This is a genomic window from Acinetobacter sp. YH12094, assembly GCF_013419295.1.
Taxonomy (GTDB): domain Bacteria; phylum Pseudomonadota; class Gammaproteobacteria; order Pseudomonadales; family Moraxellaceae; genus Acinetobacter; species Acinetobacter amyesii.
Map to the genome: position 1 here is coordinate 178,586 of NZ_VPAK01000006.1, position 6,385 is coordinate 184,970.

Annotated in this window: 4 protein-coding genes; all 4 read right to left on the reverse strand. The window is 40.0% G+C overall.

Annotated elements, in window-relative coordinates; genetic code table 11:
• The 4 genes from FTU34_RS07040 to FTU34_RS07055 all read right to left on the reverse strand — a co-directional run bounded on the left by FTU34_RS07040 (position 1) and on the right by FTU34_RS07055 (position 5,681).
• Positions 1-1,485: a sodium-dependent transporter gene (locus FTU34_RS07040; protein ID WP_180035042.1), complete on the reverse strand. Its 1,485-nt coding sequence runs from the start codon at positions 1,483-1,485 to the stop codon at positions 1-3.
• A 368-nt stretch (positions 1,486-1,853) separates the two neighbouring features.
• Positions 1,854-2,384, reverse strand: coding sequence for a DUF1287 domain-containing protein (locus FTU34_RS07045; RefSeq protein WP_373686484.1), 531 nt, complete (start codon positions 2,382-2,384; stop codon positions 1,854-1,856).
• 117 nt (positions 2,385-2,501) lie between these two features.
• A complete protein-coding gene (locus tag FTU34_RS07050; RefSeq protein ID WP_180035040.1) occupies positions 2,502-3,947 on the reverse strand; it encodes an aldehyde dehydrogenase family protein in 1,446 nt (481 codons plus the stop codon).
• 360 nt (positions 3,948-4,307) lie between these two features.
• A complete protein-coding gene (locus FTU34_RS07055) occupies positions 4,308-5,681 on the reverse strand; it encodes an MFS transporter (RefSeq protein ID WP_180035039.1) in 1,374 nt (457 codons plus the stop codon).
• Positions 5,682-6,385: the final 704 nt, after the last annotated feature.

Below are 6,385 nucleotides of genomic sequence, written 5' to 3' on the forward strand. Positions count from 1 at the left end.
TTAATTCTCCTCTGGACCTTTGTCTTTACACAAGCTTAATAGAACAGAACCCAATACAAAGAAGGCCAATACCGAACCACCCACCAACCAAAGTGTCGTTGCAGGATAACCGCCATAACCTTCAGTTGCGACAGCCTTAATCGTCAATACAAGTGCAACCAATAATGAAATTGGGGTGATCACGGTCAATAAGAAATTCCAACCTTGACCCAACTTGATACTTGAGTATTGATTTGCATGCTCTTGTAATTGTTTCATCAATGGACGATGGAACCACGACACCAAAATAATAGAGAGTAAACCACCACCCACGATCCCAATGTTATTGGCAAAGTAGTCAATGATATCAACAAAAGTAATGGCACTTTGTGTAGAGAATAAAAGTGTAGATACGATTGCTGAACCGCCACCAATAATGCTCACAGCTTTATTTTTTGACCAACCCAATTTGTCTTGAAACGCTGCAATTGGCACTTGCAAGATACTCACCATAGAGGTAATCCCTGCAACCACCAACGAAGCAAAGAACAAGAAGCCAAACAAATCACCGCCTGCCCCCATACTCGAAATGATTTTCGGGAAGGCAATAAAGGCTAAACCAATACCACCAGATACTACTTCTTTTACAGGTACACCTGAACTTTGTGCCATGAAACCAAGTGCTGCAAAGACGCCAATACCCGCTAAGATTTCAAATGATGAGTTGGCTAATGCAACGACTACACCTGAACCGGTTAAGTTGGTTTTTGCTTTTAAGTAAGACGCATAGGTCAACATGATCCCGAAACCAATCGATAACGAGAAGAAGATATGACCAAAGGCTGCTAACCATACTTTATAGTCGGTCATCGCTTCCCAGTTTGGCGTAAAGAATGCATTTAAGCCTTCTGCCGCACCCGGTAGACGCAATGCTTGAATGACTAAAATGCTAAATAACACGATCAATAACGGCATAAAAATTTTATTGGCAAGTTCTACACCACGACGTACACCGCCATAGAGAATGAACATCACCACAGCCCAAACAATGACTAAACCAACAAATAAAGTCGGAACAAAACCAAATGTTAAGCCATCACCATTTTGTAGATAGGTTTTAAAGAAAAAGCTTTCCGTATCTGAGCCCCATTGTTGTCCAATGGCGTAATACATGTAACTACCGGCCCATGACAATACGCTGGCATAGTAGATCCCGATGATGAGTGTCACCATCACTTGCCACCAGCCTAATGCCTCACTGTTCATAAGTTTTTTATATGCAGTAGGCGGTGCTTTTCGGAATTTATGCCCCACTGCATAATCTAAGAATAATAAAGGCAAACCCGCTGCAAAAATTGCAATCAAATACGGTACTAAAAATGCACCACCACCATTTTCATAAGCAACATAAGGGAAACGCCAAATATTCCCCAAACCCACGGCTGATCCAATCGCCGCTAAAATAAAGCCTGATCGCGCAGACCAGCTTTCACGATTATCTGACATAGAACACCTAAACCTCAGGCATCTTTAACTGCTGCTTGTTATGATTATATCGCGAGCAAAAAAAGAACCATAAAAATAAAAATTCTGGGTGTTTGATCTGGTGAGATACCTTATGAGCGTCTATACCAAATTGCAAACAGAAAAATCACATGCGCATTTTGGTTAAAAACACCACAAATAACTTTCCCTTTGTATGAATTAACAATACTCACTTTTTTTAAGTTTTTCTGTAATTTCTACGGCAAATATTCCATTTTTATAATATGTTTAAGTTTAAATGTTCATTTAATCAGCTTATTTTTCATACAATTTAAGTTATCAATAATATAACTTTTAGGAATGTTTTATTTCCTATTAAATTTTTAAAGTTATTTCACTCGATAATGTCCGGTAACTTTATAGGCATGCAAAAGATCTTCTTCCTGTGTGCCCTCTCCAATATTATGGATGATGAGCGGAACATCGCTAGCTTTCACTTTACGATCTGAAACCACGCCAATATGCACTAAACCACGCCCTAAGTCCCAAGTGACAATATCTCCTGCCAAATACTGCTTATCTTTGACAACATAGCCCTGACGTTGCATCCAAGTTTGAATATTGGGAACACGTCGATGATCAATATTTTTATCGGTTCCTTTTAAGCCCCATTTTTGTGGATACTGCTTAAAATTGGCTTTCATATCTTCATGAATGGCTTGTTGTAAATCAATCCCTTGCTGTCGTAATGCACGAATTACCACGTCGGTACAAACACCCTTGATTAAAGGGACATCTCCCATTGGATAACGCAGTGCAGTATACGCAGGATCATAATATAAGGTTTTCCCAATTTGACTGCGTGCATCCGTCACCATTTGAGTGGCGTTAAAGGCAAAGACAGCCATAATCACGGTCATCAAACTGACCAATAATAAAATTCGTTTCATTTTTCTTATTCACTTTAGATTTTTTGAAATGATTCAAAAACTGGGCTTCGAACAGATCCATGCTGAACCAAGCCCATGTTTAAATGGCTACAATTTTATCGCCAATACGCGTTCTTCTTGCATATCTCGAATGGCAGACTGAATCCCTTCACGGCCTAAGCCAGAATCTTTTACGCCACCATATGGCATGTTATCGACACGGAAAGATGGAATGTCATTAATAATCACTCCACCGACCTCTAAGTGATTCCACGCATACAGCATTTTATTCAAATTTTGCGTATAGACGCCCGCCTGTAAGCCAAAACGGCTGCTATTAATTTTGGCGATGCCTTTTTCAAAATTTTTGTATTTCTCTAAAATCGCTACAGGACCAAAGATTTCATCTTTATACACTTCCAGTGATTCATCGACACTTTCCAATAAAATTGGATCGAGCAAAGCACCCTGATGTTCACCACGAACCAAAGCTTTAGCTCCTTTTTTGACTGCTTTATCGACCCATTTATGCACGCGTGTTGCTTCCGCTTCCTTAATCATGGGACCGACCATGGTGCTTTCCAACTGTGGATCAGCCGCTTTAAGCTGCTTCATTCTGGCCACGAGTTTTTTCTTTACATCGGCATAGATATCAGCATGCACCAAGATGCGTTGTACGCTGATACACACCTGCCCTGCATGGTTATACGCCCCACCGACTAAGCGTTCAATAAATGCCGCTGAAATTTCAGTATCAGGCTCAACCAATACAGCAGCGTTGCCACCGAGTTCCAAAGTCACTTTTTTACGCCCCGCACGCGCTTTCATATCCCAGCCGACAACATCGGAACCGGTAAAGCTGAGCAGTTTAAATCGGTCGTCAGTGACCAAGACATCTGCATGTTCACGTGGACAAGGTAAAACCGAAAAGGCACCTTTAGGTAAATCTGTTTCTGCTAAAACTTCCGCAATTTTTAAAGCTGAAATAGGCGTCAAACTTGCAGGCTTCAAAACAAATGGACAGCCTGCAGCAATGGCAGGTGCAATTTTATGCGCAGTCAGATTGATCGGAAAATTAAACGGGCTGATCAACGATACAGGACCAATTGGCACATGTTTGACCATGCCTTGATAGCCAGATGCCGCTGCGGTAACCGCCAATGGGATCATGCGACCATCATCCATCTGTGTGACAGCATCGGCAGCAATTTGAAAGGTATTAATTAAACGTTCAACTTCAGCAGCTGCGGCTTTACGCGGTTTTCCACCTTCCGCAATTAAAATTTCAGTCAATTCTGCACGCATTTCATTAAAACGTTTAACACAGTGCAGTAAGATTTTTTGTTTTTGAAAAGGTTCCAATGCCGCCATTGCAGCGCTAGATTTAACCGCTGAATCAATGGCTTTTTCAATGGTTGCAGCATCTGCGAGTGCAACGCGTGCATATACGTCTTGGGTATATTTTTGATCCACTTCTAACCACTGATCGGTAGTCGCTGCTTTACCTGCAACATAGAGCGGATAGTCTTTTATATCTTGTACGGCTTTGGACATGACGATATTTCCATGATCTTGAGACATTATTGATAAATGTGAATAAATCTATGCCCTCTATCATGCGCTGACTGAACACAGAGTTCACTATATTTAAGTAACAAAATGAACCACAAGCCTCAAACTCAGCTACCTAATTGCCCTGAATACCATCCCTATTTTCAGATCTATGCTTGCACTGAAAAAATGATGATCGAGTCTCTATATAACAATGACATTAAATTAGAAAAGTTATTTAAAATAAAAAATCTCATTATTTATCATAATATTAATAAATTCTTCCAAACTAAATTAATAATAAAAAATGTGAATACAACATGAAAAAAGCCCATCAAATGACGGGCTTTTTAAATCTATGATTTAGCTATATGAACGTTGTGTTTTCACTGAAGCCTTATTCACATTTTCTAAAGCAGCAACTTCTTCATCCGTTTGAGCTTTGCGAATAAAGAACACTGCAATCGCTGCGATGACTACTGGAATTCCTACGGCCATAAAGTTAATTTGATGTGGCAATTCTTGTGATAATAAATAGCCGATCAGAATAGGGCCAACAATCGCACCTGTACGACCAACTGCAGAAGCCCAACCAATACCTGTCGAACGTACAGACAACGGATAGTACTGTGCAACATAGCTATACAGCAAGATTTGCGAACCAATTGCCGATGCACCTGCGACTGCAACCAAAAGATAGATCACAGGCTGTGGTGAATTAAAGCCGAGTAACGATAGTGCCACAGCACCTGCGAGACATAATGTAATGATCACCGGTTTTAAATGGAATTTGTCAGCTAAAATACCGCCGCCAATCGTACCAATCACCGCACCAATATTCATCGCCAATAGGAACGTCAAACTGCTACCTAATGAATAACCTGCGGCCATCATTAGTTTTGGTAACCAACTGCCTAATGCATAAAGGGTTAATAGACACATAAAGAAACACAGCCAAAACAACATCGTACTTACGCCACGACCTTGCTTATACAACGCTTTAACAGACGTTCCACCCGGAACCGCAACTTCAGTCAGTTCCAGTTGAGTATTTGCAGTCACGGTTTGTTCAGGTGCAATGGTTTGAATCATACGACGTGCTTCATCATGACGATTCACCTTCACCAAAAATGTGAGCGATTCAGGTAAAAATTTCCAAGCAAATGGCAACAGTAACAGTGGAATACCCGCAATGAAGAACATGATTTGCCAACCATAATCCGCAGTAAACCATGAACCAAAGAGAGCCGCCATGATGCCACCCATTGCATAACCACTGAACATGGTGGTCACTAAAGTACTGCGTAGATGCTTAGGTGCATATTCAGATGTCAATGCCACAAGGTTCGGTAATACCCCACCAATGCCAAGTCCAGCAATAAAACGTAACGCGCCAAATTCCGTTGGATTTGATGCAAAACCGCCTAAAAATGTGAATGTACTGAATAAAAATACACAAATCATGATAACTTTTTTACGGCCAATCCTATCAGCCAAAGTACCAAACATCATGGCACCAAACATCATCCCTGCAAGTGCTGTACTCGCTAGCATACCTGCCTGAACAGCTGTTAATCCCCAATCTTTCATCAATAAAGGCAGCGCAACACCATTGATCGCTAAGTCGTAACCATCAAATAAAATAAGAATTAGACACCACATCATGATGCTGAAATGCGATTTTGTGAACTTAGCGTTATCGACAACGCTATTCACATTCATTGTGCTTGTAGACATTGAACCTCACCTCCAATTGTGAGTTTTATTTTTCGCTACAATGCCGTTTTTGACTGTAAATTGTCCAAAATTACAAAGGTATAGACCCATACCTTTCAGATATATCCATGTTGTTTGGGAATAAAATGTCATAAAAACTCGGATATTTTTGAAATATTTATACATAAAAAAGTCGATGGACTGTGGGTCTAGTTTTTATAATGATTAATTTTCAATGTGTTACTAGAAGCTAAATCACAATCAGACGATAGATTATTTGATATGAAAATTGTCAGAATAAAACTCAAATTTTATAGAAAAAAACCAGACTCTACGATCTAGGTCGTAGATTTCTAAATCATAAGGCATCAGCCATCACTTAAGTCGATAATTAGGCATTTAAACTGTTGTTTTAGCTGACTTACATTCAGGTTTTCCGACATTTTTAAGCTGAGAATTCCTTCAATTGATGATTTTTAAATGCGTTTATTGTCTAATAATCATCCATGTTTAAATAATTCAAGCCACAATCTATCAATATTTTTATCATCTCCCTGTTTTATGCTTCTGCTTATCTTCTTTTCCCCTTTTCTCCACACATAAAAAAACACCCCCTGACATATCAGGGGGTGTTTCGAATAATGAGCTGGCGATGACTTACTCTCACATGGGTAACCCCACACTACCATCAGCGCTAAGAGGTTTCACTTCTGAGTTCGGGAAGG